Below are 16,815 nucleotides of genomic sequence, written 5' to 3'. Positions count from 1 at the left end.
CTCGATTTTTACATCAATAAAACGTTATATATCTCACAAAAACATTGATCACACGCATACGTAAGAAATTTAAATCGCTTGGCGAAAATAATTCACAGAATTTATGCTTTATGACACAAAGATTGGGGATTTTATTTTTTCGCCGCCAGACTTACGTATGAAACTTTTTCATGGGGCGCGCTGCTTCTAATAACGTCCAGTCACTATTCAATGAGACAATTAAATGAGTGAGATTGACATTAAGGGCGATGAAACGCTGGTTGCTCTGCTACTGAACGCCGACAAAAACGATATCGATCTGCTGATTGATTACATTACGCCAGACGGAAAATTTAATTTTTCCCAGTCTGACCGCGTTAAAAAGGCCTTGCGCGATGGTAAAAATAGCGAAGCTGTTGATGAGGAAACATTGCGTTTGCTGATTCGCGAACTGCAACATTTTGGCGGTAACACCGTAATGAATCTGTTCCGACGCAATGGCGTTAGCTATAGCGAAATAGTTGACGATGTCGCCAGCCATCTGAAAATCAAAGTCGCGAAAAATGCCCCGGTAAAAGAAAAAGAATCACTGATTATTGATGCCGTTTTCGCTTCATCCTGGAGCAAAATGTCAGATGACGATCGCCGTCAGCTTCTCCGCGATATGGGAATTAACACCACTATCAGCCTGGATAAGCTGTCACGTATGGAGCTGCCACTTTTGCAACGTGCGGCAATGGTAGCAAGCGGTCTGGCGCAGATCGCCACGGGGAAGGCACTACCGCTCATTGCGGGTCTGGGGATAGGTCGCGTGTTGGGCGTTCTCACCGGTCCTGTCGGGTTAGCCCTCACCGGCTTATATACCGCTTATGATATTTCCAACCCGGCGTTTCGGATCACCTTGCCCTGTGTGGTGCAAATTGCCTGGATTCGCTTAAAAAATTCCCGCCATCACCGTCTGAGCGAATCGGTACCATCAACGGCGATGTCAACCGCAAACTATGGCAATCGCTGGGTGTTTGAAAATGAAAAGTCGCAGCGCGTTTTAACTGTATCGTCTATCGCCTTAAATGAAATTACCCATCCCGACACTCTGGTACAGCATGACATTGCTGAAATTTCACGGTTAGGCCCACTCTTACAGACGCTTCCTTCGCTCGCCACCGCCGCCCATATCGCCAGTCATCACTATATGGAAGTCATTATTGATGGCGCACTGGCGAAAGTGAAAGATGGCTCGGGATATCGTGGTTTCAGTCTTGGTGAAAAAGGGATTAAAGCCCACGCTGTTTTGCTGAATCCGGACAAACTGAATCAATTAGTCAATGCCGGCATATTACTGAATGTCGCCTCGGCGATACTGGCGCAAAAACATCTGGCAGATATCAGCAACAAACTAACGCAGATAATTGAAACTATTCGAGAGATTTCTGCATTCCAGAACAATGCCCGCAAATCTGAAATTGTCGGCGCTATTCAGTATTTACAGCAAATCACGCCTGTCGTCATTGAGGGGCAATCTTCGCCAGAAATACGGCAAATGCTTGAAGCTATCGAAAAGGATTTTTCAACGCTTCAGGATCACCTGCTGACGGATATTGCCTTTGCTGGCGAGAAGATAGCGGCCATAAATGACGGCAGTTTTTTCAGTAGTGCAACGATCACCAGTAAAATTCAGGCGCAACAAAAAACTATTGAAGAACGGACGATGGAGTGGGATTTAGCGATGAGGGTACGCGGGCAAGCATTGCATCTGGTCAGCCATAGTGAGGGGCAGACGATGCTGGTAAAGCGCCGCCAGCAGGCTATAGAACATCATTATGCGCAGTTCGATACGGTTATTAGCAAGGTAGAAACACAATTACAGTCACGAATTGACAGCATCAGCGCCGTAGCGGAACAGGCGAATACCACCAGCGCCAATAAAGTCATTTTGCGAAAATGGAGCAACAACCGCTTAATGCCGCAAAAAGTCGCAATTAAGGAAGCTCGCCAGGCGTTCGACCAATTCCAGCAAAATATGCTGGATAAGCCGTTGCAGACCAGCCGCATATTGGTGGAAATGAAAGACGGTAAAGCGGTGAAGTGTTTTGCGTTGCCGGATGCTTAAGGCGGCTCGCAAGATTTGCTGTGTGGTTAGCGGTGCCACACACAATTTCTCCGGCTCAGGAGAACCAAGACCGACACACTCATATTCAGGCCGCCCCGCTCCCTGGGGCTAGAAATCTCTTAATATTCACCGTTGCAAACATGCTAAATGCATATCAACCTGCCACACTCCCCCACACCAGTTGCCCTTTATGGAACGTCGCCGTGCGCGGTGAAATACGCGCTACCGCCTCGGCGGAACAGGAGGCGTCCACCAGCACAAAGCTGGCGTCATCCTGCGCTTTTGGCCAGACACGCTCGCCTTTTTCATTCAGCGGCAATACATCACCAGTGGCTAAAAACAGCGAACGGGAGAGGTTCTGCTCATTGGGACGAATATAAAGCTGCGCGTACAGATTGGCCTTTTCCAGCATGTCTCCCAGGCCGTAAGGCGACCAGTGGTCGATAACGCTGTCGGTGCCGGTCATGACTTTCACGCCCTTGTCGTGCAGCTGTTTGAGCGGCATATGTAACGTGCCAATCGGCACCGTCGAGGCGATAGATATTTGCTGCGCCGCCATGCGATTCGCCAGCTCATCCACCTGTTGCTCGTTGAGCGTTGCCAGCGCAAAGGCGTGACTGATGGTCAGCTTGCCCTTCAGCTGCGGCGTTTTTTCTACCGTTTCAACCATATAATTGATGGCCGCCACGCCAGCCGGAGTGGTTTCGTGCAGGTGAATATCAACGCCTTTGTCATAGTCCAGCGCAATCTGGAACATGGTGTCGAGGGATTTTTCCATCGCGCCATCAACACTGGTGGGGTCCAGCCCGCCGACGTAATGCGCTCCTGCCTGCATCGCTTCACGCATTAAGGGTTCCGATTTCGACAACAGCAAACCGTGCTGCGGGAAGGCGACAATTTCACACTCGAAGCCCGCCTGACGTCGCGCCAGCACCGACTGCAAATTTTGCAGATTTTTCAGGCCTGAAACCGGTTCGATATTGCAGTGGCTGCGGGCAATGGTGGTGCCTTTCGACTGCAATAAATCGATCAGTTTTTCCGCCCGCTCCTGAGTGTACGGTTGCAGCTCCGGCAGCATTTTCTGCTCGAGCGCGATCATGTCCTGGATGGTGGTGCCTGCCGGGCGATTAAGCGAGCGCCACGGCCCGCCGTAAAAGGTTTTGTCGAGATGAATATGCATGTCGCGGGTAGTGGGCAGCATCAACTTACCGCCAGCGTCATAGTGTGGCAGTGTGGCGTCCGGATGTTGCTTGTTCTCGCGCAGGGCAACAATTTTACCGTTCTGAATCTCCACGGTCTGGCGCGCCGTGCGGGTCTGCACCGCCACGCCGTTTTCGTAGTCAAAACCGGTTTCCAGCAGCACGTTGTCGAGATAGTAGTGCGGGTCAGTGATTTTCATGGTGTTATTCGCGTCGCAGTGGGTTGTGCCAGAGACTGCCGCATGGGCGAGCGGCACAGAGGTACCAAACAGCGCGGCGGCGGTGACCATCTTACCGCTCTGGCTCAGAAACTCACGGCGGCTATTGCTTTCTTTCATCTTACGTCCTTACGTTTTAATAATATGAGTGCCCGTTTCACCGCGCAGCGCCGCTGGCAGGCATTCCGGCGTGGTGATAATCACTTCTTTACCGCCCTGTTCCAGGAACGTCAGGCTGGCGATGATTTTTGGCAACATGCTGCCTGGCGGGAAATGCCCTTCCCGCATATAGCGGGTCATGGTGGCAATATCTACGCGATCGAGCGCCTGCTGCTGCGGTTTGCCAAAGTGAATACACACCTTTTCCACGCCGGTGGTGATCACCAGAATGTCGGCGTGAATTTCGCGGGCCAGTAGCGCGGTGGAGAGATCTTTGTCGATAACCGCGTCCACGCTTTGGTAATCCCCCGCTTCACTGCGCACCACCGGAATGCCGCCACCGCCCGCGCCAATCACTACAAAGCCTTGTTGGATCAGCGCCTTAATGGCAGGTGCTTCAACAATACGTTTCGGTTCCGGCGAGGCGACCACGCGGCGATAGCCCCGTCCGGCATCTTCAACAAAACGCCAGTCAGGGTTTACCTTTTGTAATTCGTCACGCTGGCTTTCACTGAAGAATGCACCGATAGGCTTGGTGGGATGGGCAAAACCCGGATCGTTTTTATCCACTTCAACCTGAGTCACCACGGTGACGGCTTTTTTCTCGCCGTGGCGCGCCAGCCGGTTGTTCAGCGCCTGTTGGATCAGGTAGCCAATGCCGCCTTGCGTATCTGCCACACAGTTCGCCAGCGGCGTTAAGGGCAGCCCTTCGCGCTCGTGGGCAATCTCCGCGCGGCGTAAATCCAGTCCGACCTGCGGCCCGTTGCCGTGGGTCAGCACAATGTCGTAATCGGAAGCCAGCATTTCCAGCACCGTATCGGCGACGGCTTTCACCGCCTCCGCCTGATGCTCAATCGACTGGCTGGCGTTATCTTTGATAATGCTGTTGCCACCAATGGCAACGACCACAAGTTCTTTCATGTTGTTATGTCCGCTACAGAGGGTGATGAGGTTATGAGAGTAAGGTTATGACCAACGCCAAATTGCCTGATGCGCTACGCTTATCAGGCCTACAAACTGGATAAGGCATTCACGCCGCATCCGGCAATGGTGACAAATGCCTGATGCGCTACGCTTATCAGGCCTACAGATTCTTGCACCATTCGTAGGCCGGATAAGGCGTTCACGCCGCATCCGGCATAAACACGCAGGTCAGACGCCGTAACGTTCGCACCAGCCAAGAATGGCTTTCTCGAAGCAGGCGAATGGTGGGTGCACAATGCCCGCGCCAATCATGCCGACACCTGCATCTTTATGAGCAATGGCGGTGTTGATCACTGGCAGAATGCCGCTGCTACCCACGCGGGTGATGTCGATAGCCGACGGCACGCCCATAAAACCGAGCAGCGGGATGGTGACGTTGGGGTTTTCGCCAAGAGTGATTTCGCGCATCTGACGGGAGAAATCGATAGCCTCTTCCACCGTGCCGCCCACCAGCGCGACGATCGCAGGCGCGGTGGCCATAGCAAATCCGCCAATACCGTAGGTTTCGGTGATGGCACTGTCGCCGATATCCAGCCCCGAATCTTCCGGTTTATAACCGGCAAACATCGGGCCGATGACCTGCTGCGCCGGGCCGGTAAACCACTGCCCCGGCAGGCCGCTAACCCGCAGGCCGAACTCAACGCCGTTACGCGCCATGGTGGTGACCACGGTGCTGTATTCGATGCCGTGCGCCGCATCCATCGCCGCTTTACACATCGCCATCCACGTCGGGCCGGAGAAGTAGTCGCTGCTGGCGACAAACTCAAACACTTCGCGCTGTTGCTCGACGGAATAACCTGCCTGAATAATCCCCGGCGTCAGCGCCTGAATCAGCAACGTCGTCCCGGCGTTATTGCGGTTATGGCACTCATCGCCCATATGCAGCGCCTGCGCCAGCATTAAGCGCAGATCGATCTCACCAATAATTTTCATGGCGTCGCGCAGCATTGGCCCCTGCACATCGCGCATCCAGTTGAGGCGGTCAATCACGCTCTGATCGTTGGCACCCATACGCAAAATCTTCGCCATCTGCTCGCTCATGTTGGTGTAAGCGACGTTGCCGTAGGTTTTGTTTTTCACGATGTGCATAAACATCGAGGCCGAGGTGACGCCCGCCATTGATCCCACACAGTCGTGTTCGTGGCACGGCGAGAAAGTGATCTCCCCGGAGGCCGCCAGTTCAGCCGCCTCATCGAGATCTTTCGCCAGCCCTTCGAACACCAGCGCCCCGGTGACCGCGCCTTTCATCGCGCCGCACATTTTTTCCCAGGTGACCGGCGGCCCGGCATGAAGAATGGTTTTCGGCGTCATACCCGGCACCACGTTAATCGCCTGATCAAAGCCGATCAAAACCGGATGCGACTGGATAATGCGCTCCAGCGCCTGCTGGTTAGCGGCGGCGATTTTGTCTGCCAGCGGCGAATCGGCAATGTTGTCCAGTGCCTGCACCACCTGCATATTGCCCTGCCCCGGCGGCGTCCAGTCGAGTTGGGTCACTTGTACATGCTGCTTTTTCAGGTCATCGCTAAACATGGCGATGCCGACGTTAATAACGTTCAACGGTTGGCTAAACAGTGACTGGCTCATCAGGCTTCCTCCCCCTTGCAAATAAATTCACGCGCCAGCAATCCGGTATTGGTGCTGCTGCTGGCCAGAATCACTCCGGCATCAAGCAACATCTGGCTTTGTTGTGCTAACGATGGCGTGTCGAGATCGGTGCCCAGTACATAGGCAAGAATGATCAACTCGCGCCCTTCGGCAGCGGCGATCGCTTTCGCTTCTTTGATCGCCTCGATAGTGGAACCAACCGGATCTTCATGCGATCCAAATCCGAGCACAAAATCCATCACGATCACCGCCACTTCCGGATCGCGCGCTTCTTCGATCAAGCGGCTGATACGGTTGGTGGGGTCAATCATTGGATGCGGCTTGCCGTTGGTGAAATCATCATCGCCAAAGTCGAGGAAGGTGTGTTTGATGCTGCGGTTGATATCTTTCAGGCGGAATTCAGGGTCGGGATGGATGTTGCTGTAAACATCGCCGTGTTTTTCCATCACCGCGAACATGGTTTCGTCACACAGCGTACCGCCGCAGAACAGCCCACGAATGTATTTCTGCTGTGGTTGCAGACGCGCGCGGACATCAGCAATCAACGGCTGGTTAAGCGTATGCAGGTCGAGATGTTCTTGCTTCACGCCGGAGAGCAGCACCGCTTTCAGCGCCGCCTCTTTGGTGCCGCGGGCAAACTGTAGCCCCTGCCCATCCACTGGCGTTTCGCCACGACCGAGGAAGCAGACCACCACCGGCTTGCGGCAGGCGCGCGCGCGCTCCAGTACTTTGCGGGCCACCGCAGGCGCAGGCGGTTTGGAGATAAGCGCAATGATTTCAGTTTGCGGATCGTTTTCTAACATGCCGATGGCGTCGAGCATCATCAGGCCGCCGATTTTCTCGCTCAGGTCGCGCCCGCCAGTACCAATCAGTTGCGAAACACCGCCACCAAATTCATGGATTCGTACGCTCAGTTCCTGGCTACCAGTGCCGGATGCGCCAACAATACCGATGTTGCCGCGACGCACGGCGTTACCAAAGCAGAGCGCCGCGCCGTTGATAATCGCCGTGCCACAGTCTGGCCCCATCATCAGCAACCCTTTTTCGTGGGCCAGTTGCTTGAGCGCTAGTTCATCTTCAACTGAGACGTTATCGGAAAACAGCATTACGTTGAGGTCGTTTTGCAGTGCCTGACGCGCTTCGCGAGCGGCAAACAGACCGTTGACCGAAATCACCGCCAGGTTACTTTCCGGGATATGCTTTTTGGCGCTGGCAAGGGTGGCATAGCGCGCCTCATGCGAGCCGCTTTGCGCTTTGGTATTAAACAGCTCTTCAATCTCCACCAGCAACTGCTCGTTGTCCGCACCCGCTTTGCCATTGATGACAATCATCAGGTCGCCGTTTTTCGCCTGTTCCAGCTCCGGCGTCAGCAGCCCTAAATTCTTCAGCACGCCTTTGTTCATTTCGGTCGCCATCGCCACAAATGCCTGCTCGACACCGTCGAGTTTATTTGCACGCGTGGAGATGGACATCAGCGAGACAGAATCAAAATAGGTATTCGGTTTAATGACTATTTTAACTGACATAATTCCCTCCGTAGGTTTGACTCAGCGCACAACCATCGGCCATGCCATACAGCATGTCGCAGCCGGAACTGGAGCCAATATGTTTAATTTTTTCTATTGCCTGAGTTGCGTTCTCAGGGATGTCATTAATTATATTGCGAATAAAACGATGAATATTCTCCCGACAGCGTTGTTGTAATGCGGCTTCCAGCGTAATAGCACTTAATAACGTGGTATTATTTCTGCCGCGTTGCAGGCCGAGATAAAATTCCTCTTTGTATTTTTCTACCGGATGCCCGGAAATAAATAAAACAAGCGCCATGCCTGTTAAATAATCATCGGCTGATGGTGTCAGGCCAATCCCTAATCCCATCATGTTGGCGACCGCTGACGCGATATTTTGTTTATCGTTTACTGCCTGAATAACAGCATGTCGCCTGATATGTAATTCTTTATTTAACGCCCGATAAAAGGGATTATCGCCGCGATAATTAAACAGGGTTTCATTTTCCCCCAGGTGCTGATGAATAATGTCGTGCCACTGTTGCCAGGCGATAAGGTGAAATTTCTCGGTGGCCACTTGCAGTGCTGGGGACAGCCAGCGCTGGCAACGACTCATCTCTATATGAAGATGTTGACCAACCGTAATGCCTTGATCGTCAAACTGAACTTTATCGCCATGACGGAACAGACCATCAAAGTGAGTGAGTGCCAACCGACAACTGTTTGGCGCGTTGTCGTATTCTTCACAAAGCAGCGTCAGCAACTGCTGGCGGGCCGGGAGTACAATATTTACCGCTCTGGCAAAGACCTGTTCAACCTGTCCTTGCCCCCGCTGCGCCAGAAAATCCGCATCCGCAGTTAGCGCCCACACACACCTTCTTTCTGGTGTGTCGATAGCAAGCCTCCCGGTTTATGCGCCTGCAGCAATCAGCAACTGAGCAATCTCTTCAAAGCCCCGTTCACGCGCCAGTTCCAGCGGCGTTTTGCCATATTTATCGGTCAGATGCGGGCTGGCTCCGTGTTCCAGCAATAACTGGACAATTGCCTGCTGTTTAATCCCGCCATCGTTAAGCACAATCGCTTCCAGTAGCGGCGTCCAGCCAACATGATTGGTCTGGTTAACGTTAATATCGGTGTGCGCCAAAAGCTCTTTTACAATACTTAAATGACCTTTTTCACAGGCAGGCGTCAGGCCGACACCGCCAAAACGGGTGACGCAATTAAGGTCTGGTTTAGCCGGTAAAATAATTCGTAGCAGGGTTAAATCACCGTTCAGGCAGCTCATTAAAAAAGGATTTAAACTGGTCTGGTCTTGTTTATTAATATCCGCACCAGCTTCAATTAATGCCTGAACGCAAGCATATTGCTGATATAAACTTGCCAGCGTAATTGCCGTTTTTCCCTGACGATCGCAGGTATTAATATCGACACCCAGCGCAAGGCAGGTTTTTACTTTATCGATATCGCCCTGTTGTGCAGCCAATAAATAGTCGGCAGGTAAATTTTTTATACTCATTAACATTCCCCTGGTTTTTGTGGCTGTTTTCGATGAATTGAGAATAGCAACGATAATCTGATAAAAGAACCCGCTTAAAATTAATTCGCCGTATTTCGCCTTTTTGTTGAATGATGTTCAACAATCTTTTCGCAGTGTGCGGTAGTGCAATATTTGTCTCTTTCTCGCCATACCCTTTCACTCAATCAGGTTTTATTTCTCTATAGTCTGCACATGTAAGAGTAGCTTTCGTCCATGTCTAACCAGAGGGGAACAAGATGAACGGACTCACGGCAACGGGTGTAACCGTCGGTATTTGTGCAGGGCTTTGGCAGTTAGTGTCTTCACATGTCGGGCTCTCTCAGGGATGGGAATTATTAGGAACGACAGGCTTCGTCGCCTTTTGCAGTTTTTATGCCGCAGGCGGCGGTAAATCGGGATTTATCAAAAGCCTGGCGGTTAATTATTCCGGGATGGTGTGGGCGTTTTTCGCCGCGCTGGCTGCCGGATGGCTGGCCTCTGTGAGTGGGCTGTCCGCGTTCTGGGCGAGCGTGATTACTACTGTGCCTTTCTCAGCGGTAGTGGTCTGGCAAGGACGTTTCTGGTTACTGTCTTTTATTCCCGGTGGCTTTCTCGGCATGACGCTATTTTTTGCCAGCGGGATGAACTGGACGGTGACGTTACTTGGGTTCCTGGCGGGTAACTGCGTGGGGATAATTTCGGAGTATAGCGGACAAAAATTAAGCGAAGTGACGACCAAAAGCGACGGGTATTAAAAGTTATTCAAAAATGATTATCTATCTTTAATCGATACATCTACAGTTGTGGCTGGAGAAATTCATATTAGAAAATGGCGGAAATGGTTTAATGAACTCAATTTTTACCGAAGAAAATCTGTTGGCGTTTACTACCGCTGCGCGTTTTGGCAGCTTCAGTAAAGCGGCAGAAGAGTTGGGTTTAACCACTTCCGCCATTAGCTACACCATCAAGCGTATGGAGACGGGGCTGGATGTGGTGCTGTTCACTCGCAATACCCGCAGCATTGAGTTAACCGAGTCCGGGCGTTATTTTTTCCGCAAAGCAACCGACCTGCTGAATGATTTTCACGCCATCAAACGCAGTATCGATACTATTTCGCAGGGCATAGAAGCACGGGTTCGCATTTGTATTAACCAGCTACTTTATACGCCCAAACACACCGCGCGCTTATTGCAGGTGCTGAAAAAGCAATTTCCAACCTGCCAGATTACCGTCACCACCGAAGTGTATAACGGTGTCTGGGATGCGATTATTAATAATCAAGCGAATATCGCTATTGGCGCCCCCGATACACTGCTGGACGGCGGTGGCATTGATTACACTGAAATTGGTGCGATTCGCTGGGCATTTGCCATTGCCCCGGATCACCCATTGGCCTTTGTGCCGGAGCCGATCGCTGAAAGTCAGCTACGTCTCTACCCCAACATCATGGTGGAAGATACCGCGCATACGATTAATAAAAAGGTGGGTTGGTTGCTGCACGGGCAGGAGTCGATTCTGGTGCCAGATTTCAACACCAAATGCCAGTGCCAGATTTTAGGTGAAGGGATTGGTTTTTTGCCGGATTACATGGTCCGTGAGGCGATGACGCAATCGCTGCTGGTTACCCGACAAATCCATAACCCGCGCCAGGATTCGCGCATGCTGCTGGCGACCCAGCACTCTGCAACGGGTCAGGTGACGCAGTGGATTAAAAAACAATTTACACCTAAAGGGATATTAACGGAGATTTATCAGGATTTACTGCATCGGGAGAATTGATACCAGCCAACCTCCCGACGCACTCTGAATAGCGGCTTACATCAACCACCGTTTTTCATTACCCATTCAGAAATAAATTTATGACCGGGTACTGGCGGGGAGTACAAATAGCCCTGCAAAAAGTGAACGCCTTTACCGATCATTAAATCCGCCTGTTCCTGAGTTTCTACCCCTTCCGCCACGATACTCAGACCAGGCTTACGCGCCAGTTCGACAATATTGTCGACAATATGACCGGAGATTTCGTCCACGCTCGCCATTTGCACAAACGACTTATCGATCTTAATAAAATCTACCGGGAACGCCTGCAAATAACGATAGGTCGCATAACCAGTACCAAAGTCATCCAGCGCAAAGGTAATGTTGTGCTGATGAAGGCTGTCAAATATCGCTCTGGCTTCTGGCGTTACCGGAATAGGGTTACGTTCCGTCAGCTCAAGAACCAGCTTGATTTTATCGTTACCTAATTTCTTAACCAGGTTCAGACACTCTTTTTCAAATCCCGTAGCCAAAAAACAGCCCGCCGATACGTTGATACCAATATGGAAATTGTCCGGCAGCAAATGTTTTACCGGCATCAGAATATCCGCAGTCTGTTTCATCAACTGGCGGGTCATTATGACGATAAGACCAGATGACTCCGCCAGAGGAATAAATTGATCCGGCGGGATGATTCCCGTTTGCGGATGCTCCCAGCGAACAAGCACTTCACAGCCTGTCAGTACCCCTGTCTGTGCACAAAATACCGGTTGGATCCACGGTTTGAATTCATGGTTTTCCAGCGCCAGGCTGATGGCTTCAGGTGTGACAATATGGTGGCAACGGTTGTCAGGAAGATAGATTTTATTTTTACTTCCCGTGGCGGTGGTTACCTGCGGATGATACTGAAAAAAGATATCCCGCCAGAAGGTAATATCACTCTGGATACCTAATTTCTCATACAACTGCTTCTTTTGATGTGAAATTGTCTTTGCACTGCGATTTCTGTACTGTGAGATTTCTGTAACCGACATCCCCTCCATGAGCAGCTTGAGTAAAAGCCGTTCTTTTTCGGACACAATACCAGGCAACGTCAAATTAACCGTTGCGCCGAACTCTTCCAAAAAAACACTCAAATCATGCGAAGCCATTTAACACACCTTGATTAAATCTTGTGCACCAGCTTAATCTGCTTGTCTTCACTCTGGCAGGAAAAGCTGACTGCAAGAAAATGACATAGAGAGTCGAATTTGTACCCATTCGGCTCTCTCCTTTTACTTATTATTCAGATCAGAATTGCCACTTAACGCCAATCATTGCAGAGGTGTCATTATATCCCTTATCAGCAACCTGAACGCCCACATTTCCCCAGACATTCAGGTTGGCATTTAGCTGTCCTTCAACACCCGTTTTTATCTCGGCAATATTTCGGGCGCCATCCTGAGTGACTGACACGCCATCCATGCTGGTGCTGAAATCCTTACTGTTATGCAACCAGTTCACTTCCACAAATGGCTGGAACTCGCGGGATTTGCCATCGTCCATTTTATGATGGCTCTTCAACCAGGTTTTTACGCCAAGTCGAGTCTGAATGTTGCCGTCGCCGCTGCTATCAACAAGAGTACCGTTGCTTTCGCGATGCTTATCGGCCTTAACTCCCATCCAGGTAACCTGCGCTTGTGGCTGAACATACCATTCATTACGCGTTCCCTGGCTGCCATTAAATTCCGCTAATTTGTGTTTGTATCCGGTTTCCAGTGAAGCGGTAAATCCTTTTGATTTATAGGATTCACTTTGTAAATCATCACCCTTCACTGTGTTATCAAACCAGCTGTACTGCGCCCAACTGTCGAGATACGCTCCATTATGCGACTCGTCATCAGCATACCAGGTGGCATACAGGCCTGTGCTATATCCGTTCACACTCGCTTTTGAACGATAACCGGTTCGCGAGGAAATGGTTTTGCTGTCGCTGTTGCCATATCCCGCCATGACCCCAACATGCCAGCGGTCGCTGCCGTTTTGGCTCCACTGCGCGATATCGCCTCCCAGTTGCAGAACATAGCGATTGCTTTGGGTTTTCAGCTGACCGCTGCCATCGCGCCATTTATTGTGGCCACCTTCATGGCGCATCCACATAGAGGTTTGTTTCTGCTCACCCGTCACCATGTCGGTATAGTACGTATTTCCCAGACGCTCATGCAGACGAGTCGTAAACATTGCATTAGCTGCTGCAAGGTTCGCGATGTAGCTGCCCGCTTCCGGCCGCAGATCATTATCCACATTCAGATCCGGACCCGGCGTCGGCTCTGGAGTCGGAGTCGGTGTCGGCTCTGGAGTCGGTGTCGGGTTCGGATTAGGCTCCGGATTAGGCATCGGCTCTGGTTCCGGCTGCGGTTCAGCGGAATCACCACCGCTGGTCAGATACCAGTTACCGCTGTTTGCCCCCTGGCCACGTGCGAGAGTGTAGTCATACGCGCCCGCAACAATACGCCCCGCCTGAACAAACTCCCCCTCAGACTTACCGTCTACATGGATAAGTTCGATACCGTTAAGTGTTTTCGCGCCTGTACCACCAGCGTTATTCACCGTAACGGAGGTCGTGCCGCTGGTATCGCCCTCGACAACCAATTTATCAGTCACTGAATCATCGCCATTCAGTGCCGTATTCATCACCAGTCGGCCGTTATCACCGTGGTAGTTCCCCTTCACAACCAACGCGTTGCCAGCTTGCTGTCCTGACACTCCGGTCATCAGCGTACCGTTGTTGGTCAGATTACCGCCCAGAGTGTAATTAACAGGGGCCGTCGCTCTTTTTTCACCTTTATTATTTAACACCAGGGTACCGTTGTTCTCAACGTTTGCTCCCCCCAATCCCTGTGCATGACTTACCAGGACATTAGCCGAGCCAGCAATATTCATATTGGCCGTCAGGTTGCTGTTATCGCCCGCGAGGTCCAGCGTGCCGTCCTGAATATTCAGCTCCCCGTTACCCGTTAACGAACCGGCTGAAGTCCCCCCGTTGGCAAGAGTCAGGCTCCCGCCGTTTAAGTTCAGCAGCGAATCGGCGCTGCCATTGAGCGTATCCACGGTCTGGCTGTGACCATTCATATCCAGTTCAGTCTCTGCCGCCAGACGCAGTTCACGGGTATTACCTAACACATTATCGTTATTCAATAAGAGCGTCCCGCTGCGCAGATCGGTAATACCGGTATAGTCGTTGTCTTTGTTAGAAAGCGATACGGTCTGACCTTTCTGGCTGCTGAATGCCAGGTCACCACTACCGGTAATCTTTGCGCTGAGATCGGCGGCATTCTCGCTTTTACCGTTAGCACTCAGCACCAGGGCATCGCTGTCGGTAGCCTGCAAATCAAGCTGCGTCAGGCCATAGCCGATATACAGGCCATCATTGTTTACCCCACTCGTCAGACGATAGTCGTAAGTGCCGACGGCCGCTGTTTGTCCATTCTGCTGAATATCACGTTGGGCGCTGCTGGAGAGGATTTGCCCATTTTTATCCTGCAATTGCAGATTACCTGCATCCCCCAGAACCTCCGCACCTTGCGCATCAACCAGCTTAATGGCGCTGTTACCATCATCAACTTCAGTGAGCGATAACGCAGAATCAATATCTCGAGATACTGAGCTTACAACGTTACTGTCAGAAACCTGAATCACACCCTCGCCGCGCAAATCCAGCGTTTTACTAACGTTGACCGTCCCTTCTGTCATCTGTGCACCCGCTGTCAGGGCACCAAAATCAACGGTTCCGCCGGAGAATCCCAGAGTGCTAATGGAATGAGCGCCCTTACCCACAGTTATCTGGCTTCCCTGACCCGCAGTGATCCCGCCTCTTTGCAGAAACTCAGCATTCTTTTCCAGGTTAAATGTCGTGTTCTGGAACGCCAGTGAACCCTGGAACCAGTCTGTATAAGCAAACTCATCGAAGGAGAATTCGTGATTCCCCATGTTTATTTCAACAATGCCTCTACCTTCAAGATCGTTATCAAATACCCAATCTTTGTTGGCATTAATTTGCAATTTGCCATCAACATCCAGCTCTGCACGGCCGATATTCTTGTCTTCAGAAATAACCGCGACAGCATCGGAAGCAACATCAATATATCCGTAGAATGAATTGTTATTGCCGGTCAACTCCACCGTCCCACCGTCCCACCGTCGATACTTATTGTACCGTTGCCAGAGATCTTATTGGCAAAGGTCATGCTATCGTCAGCCTTCAGGTGTAATTTCCCGCGGTTGTTGATTTCTGCTGTACCTATATTTTGAGTGATCCCTAAAGCGCCATTTTGCTCAATTTTGACTTTACCGCTAAAGGCAGAGTTATCACCGGTTAAGTAAGTCGTGCCATTGAGCGCATTGATATAGCCCAGGCCCTCGCTGCCACTAACAATATCCGCGGAAATAGTCGCGTTTTTATCCGTGTGGTTTAAGGTGATTTTCTTCTCGGATGTCGAAGCCCACACAAACTCAATTTTTTCAGCATCAATAATCCCTGCCGCTTTCGCATCACTCCCTTCCTGCGCACCTAACGCCAACTCCGAGTTGGTGCTTAAACTAATAGTAGGCGCAGAAATTTTACCACCTTCCGAGACTGCCAACGTTGTATCGGAGTTTTGATTATAATAGCCCAGGCTAATTTGCTTACTGGCATTAACTTCACCGCCGTTATTAACTGACAGATACTGATTACCACCGTAACTGCTGAAAACGCCCATAAAGAAGGTTTCAGAATTTACCTGGCTGCCTTCCCCACTGACATTTCCCTGCGTATAAGTCAGACGACTGGTACCCTTAACATGAATTTTGCCGCCATTGGAGACATTAAAATAGCCGCGATCATGCCTGGAGCCGGAGTTTGAGTCATAGAGATCATCAGCATACAATTCACTACCGGCATTTGAGACGTTCAGGAAACCCGTCCCTTTCAGCAGGACGTCAAGCTGACCATTGATATAGACTTTCCCTCCGGTGATATCCAACCCGCCACCAGAATTGAGTGTGAAACGTGGACGAGAAGTGTCTGTAACGTTGATAACCAGATTAGCATTATCAGTCACCGTAATACGGTAATCGATGTTCTGATCGGCTTTGCCGTAATCAACAGTCTGGTCCTGGTTCACGATGAAATCACCAGAGAACGCCAGAGATGAATATAAACTTATCGCGCTAATTAAAACAGCCCGGGACTTTTTTCCTTTTATTTTGCTTCCCAGTTCAGAGCAGACGCTCCAACAGTTACGGGACCTGTTCCACTTTAGCCGATATATTTTATTCATCACAATCTCCAGCAATACATCCAAATAAAACCAAGATTGCTTAAACAGCAACGCATAAAATGCCATCCCGGTTGCTGTTCATCGCATATATAAATTCAAAAAAATCGCATAACATTGATAACCACATACCTGGGTATGTAGTTCAGAGAGCAATAAAAAATTAACTTACTACCGGACACCTATTTCAAATTAACAATCTTAACTTTATCCTTACATTAGCACCCAGTATCGAACATACGCGCATTATATGTATCTAAGAACTCAAATCAACTCAAAATATAAACAAGAAGCAGGCGTTTCGTATTTAATATATAATCAGCAAAAGTAATAACTCTAATTGGGTATTTAAATATAAGAATTGTCTTATTAAAAAATATATATGCGCATAGGACTGAATCCATTCAGCTTTTATTCATATAAAATCGTTAATTAATAGAATATATGATTTACAAGTGACTAAGAGAAATTACAAGATA

The 16,815-nt window shown here is 50.3% G+C and carries 10 protein-coding genes and 1 pseudogene; 3 read left to right on the top strand and 8 right to left on the bottom strand.

The genetic code is table 11. The features are described from left to right. Nucleotides 1-223 precede the first annotated feature (223 nt). Entirely contained in the window at nt 224-2,089 is a 1,866-nt protein-coding gene (locus A9180_RS21465; protein ID WP_064530507.1) for a YaaW family protein, read from the top strand. A 154-nt stretch (nt 2,090-2,243) separates the two neighbouring features. Here A9180_RS21465 and A9180_RS21460 read toward each other — a convergent pair whose 3' ends face one another. The 6 genes from A9180_RS21460 to A9180_RS21430 form a co-directional block, all read right to left on the bottom strand. Next, nucleotides 2,244-3,626, bottom strand: coding sequence for an amidohydrolase family protein (locus A9180_RS21460; protein WP_064530506.1), 1,383 nt, complete (start codon nt 3,624-3,626; stop codon nt 2,244-2,246). Between the two features lie 9 nt (nt 3,627-3,635). Next, a complete protein-coding gene (locus A9180_RS21455; RefSeq protein WP_064530505.1) occupies nt 3,636-4,586 on the bottom strand; it encodes a carbamate kinase family protein in 951 nt (316 codons plus the stop codon). Between the two features lie 231 nt (nt 4,587-4,817). Next, nucleotides 4,818-6,236: a DUF1116 domain-containing protein gene (locus tag A9180_RS21445; RefSeq protein WP_064530504.1), complete on the bottom strand. Its 1,419-nt coding sequence runs from the start codon at nt 6,234-6,236 to the stop codon at nt 4,818-4,820. Further along, nucleotides 6,236-7,783 carry an acyl-CoA synthetase FdrA gene (gene fdrA, locus A9180_RS21440; RefSeq protein WP_064530503.1) on the bottom strand — a complete coding sequence of 516 codons (1,548 nt, stop codon included), beginning with the start codon at nt 7,781-7,783 and terminating at the stop codon, nt 6,236-6,238. Before fdrA ends, A9180_RS21445 begins: the two co-directional genes overlap by 1 nt. Beyond that, the gene (locus A9180_RS21435; protein ID WP_064530502.1) at nt 7,773-8,636 is read right to left on the bottom strand and encodes a DUF2877 domain-containing protein; all 864 of its coding nucleotides are present in this window, start codon (nt 8,634-8,636) and stop codon (nt 7,773-7,775) included. The genes fdrA and A9180_RS21435 overlap by 11 nt, the downstream gene beginning before the upstream one ends. A 39-nt stretch (nt 8,637-8,675) precedes the next feature. Continuing rightward, nucleotides 8,676-9,281 (bottom strand): ankyrin repeat domain-containing protein, encoded by a 606-nt coding sequence (locus A9180_RS21430; RefSeq protein WP_064530501.1) that lies wholly within the window; start codon nt 9,279-9,281, stop codon nt 8,676-8,678. A 257-nt stretch (nt 9,282-9,538) separates the two neighbouring features. On the opposite strand from A9180_RS21430, the gene A9180_RS21425 reads away from it, so the two are divergent. Both A9180_RS21425 and A9180_RS21420 read left to right on the top strand, forming a co-directional pair. Beyond that, on the top strand, nt 9,539-10,036 hold the full coding sequence (locus A9180_RS21425) for a DUF1097 domain-containing protein (protein WP_064530500.1): 498 nt from the start codon (nt 9,539-9,541) through the stop codon (nt 10,034-10,036). 91 nt (nt 10,037-10,127) lie between these two features. After that, complete coding sequence (locus tag A9180_RS21420) at nt 10,128-11,060, top strand: LysR substrate-binding domain-containing protein (RefSeq protein WP_064530499.1); 933 nt, start codon at nt 10,128-10,130, stop codon at nt 11,058-11,060. Between the two features lie 41 nt (nt 11,061-11,101). Here A9180_RS21420 and A9180_RS21415 read toward each other — a convergent pair whose 3' ends face one another. Beyond that, on the bottom strand, nt 11,102-12,190 hold the full coding sequence (locus A9180_RS21415) for an EAL domain-containing protein (RefSeq protein ID WP_064530498.1): 1,089 nt from the start codon (nt 12,188-12,190) through the stop codon (nt 11,102-11,104). A gap of 139 nt (nt 12,191-12,329) precedes the next feature. Further along, a pseudogene (locus A9180_RS24090) lies at nt 12,330-16,339 on the bottom strand (autotransporter outer membrane beta-barrel domain-containing protein). Nucleotides 16,340-16,815: the final 476 nt, after the last annotated feature.

Source organism: Escherichia sp. B1147 (assembly GCF_001660175.1).
Taxonomy (GTDB): domain Bacteria; phylum Pseudomonadota; class Gammaproteobacteria; order Enterobacterales; family Enterobacteriaceae; genus Escherichia; species Escherichia whittamii.
This window is presented reverse-complemented; position numbering and strand designations above follow the sequence as displayed.